Origin of the sequence: Paenarthrobacter sp. MSM-2-10-13 (assembly GCF_011605365.1) — a bacterium.
Lineage (GTDB): Bacteria > Actinomycetota > Actinomycetes > Actinomycetales > Micrococcaceae > Arthrobacter.
This window is the reverse complement of record NZ_JAAOXO010000024.1, coordinates 1-1,212: the sequence shown is the minus strand read 5'-3', so window position 1 is coordinate 1,212 and position 1,212 is coordinate 1. Positions and strand designations below refer to the sequence as shown.

General features: G+C 66.1%; 1 protein-coding gene. It reads right to left on the bottom strand.

From position 1 onward, the window contains the following. A partial coding sequence (locus HAV21_RS21995; protein WP_166843168.1) for an HNH endonuclease signature motif containing protein occupies positions 1-1,212 on the bottom strand: 1,212 nt, incomplete at both ends.

Sequence of the window (1,212 nt, the reverse complement as noted above, 5' to 3'; positions counted from 1 at the left end):
GTTCTTTGTGGATGATGTGGTGGTGGTGGCTGCAGAGCAGGGTGCCGTTGTCTGTGCCTGTGGTGCCGCCGTGGGACCAGTAGGTGGTGTGGTGGGCTTCGCACCAGGGTGCGGGCATGGTGCAGTCGGGGAAGGTGCAGCCTTGGTCGCGGGCGGTGATGGCTTTGCGGATGTGGGGTGGGAAGATCCGGGTGGTGCGGCCGATGTCCAGGATTCGGGAGTCGCTGCCGAGTAGGACGGGGATGATGTCGGCGTCGCAGGCGATTTTGCGGATGGTGGTGGGGTGGATCGGGCCCAGGAACGTCGCTGTCCCTGTGCTGGGCCGGTACCGCGGAGCGCCGGTGCCGGGTTGGTTGGGCGTGTTTGGCTGGTTCGGGGCCGTGGCGGAGGCGCTGGATTGGTCGGCTTGGCGGGTTGTTCTATTTTGGGCTGCGTGGCCGGGCCCGGTGAGCTGGGTGAAGAGGTCGCGGTGGTCGATGGTGACGGTGAGTTGGGGTCGGAGGCCGCCGTTGGAGGGCAGCTTCCCGGTGCTCATCGCGACACTGCACGCACCGACGAGGCCGTTGAGGAGTTTCTGGGCCCTCGAACGCCGGTCCAGGTCCGGGCCGTCAGCGGTGTCCTTACCAGCTGAGTGTGTGGAAGCCGGGCTGAAGACTGCTGATGCGTGCACGGGTGATGCGTGCGGTGGTGATGCGTGCACGGGTGATGCGTGTGGTCCGTGACCGTGCGAGGTTTCGTTGGTTCGTCCGTGACCGTGCGAGGTTTCGTTGGCTCGTCCGTGACCGGCACCGGTAATGGGGGAGCTGGCGGGTGCTGTGTCGGGTGGTGCGGTGGTGAGGCGTGGGTTGGTGGCGGTGTTCATGGCGGTGGTGAGGGTTTCGTATTGTTCGTCGGTGGCGAAGATTTCGATGTGGTGGAGTCCGTAGCGGCGTCGGCGGCGTAGGAACGCGCCTTGGTGTTGGCGGAGTGCTTCTTCGGTGGGTTCGGGGCCGTCGTGGTCTATCAGGTCGGTCCAGCGTCGGGCCATTTTGGTGACGAAGTCCGGGTCTGTTTCGATGGCGGTGGTGGTGAGGGCGTGTTCCATCCGGGTGAGCATTTCTTCATCGGCGAGGTGCCGGACTTTGTCCAGGGCGGTGCTGATGATCGACGCCGAGCGTGAGGGCAGCTCTCCGGAGGCGAGGGCGTCGGCGAGGGCTTCGCGGCGGGCCGGGA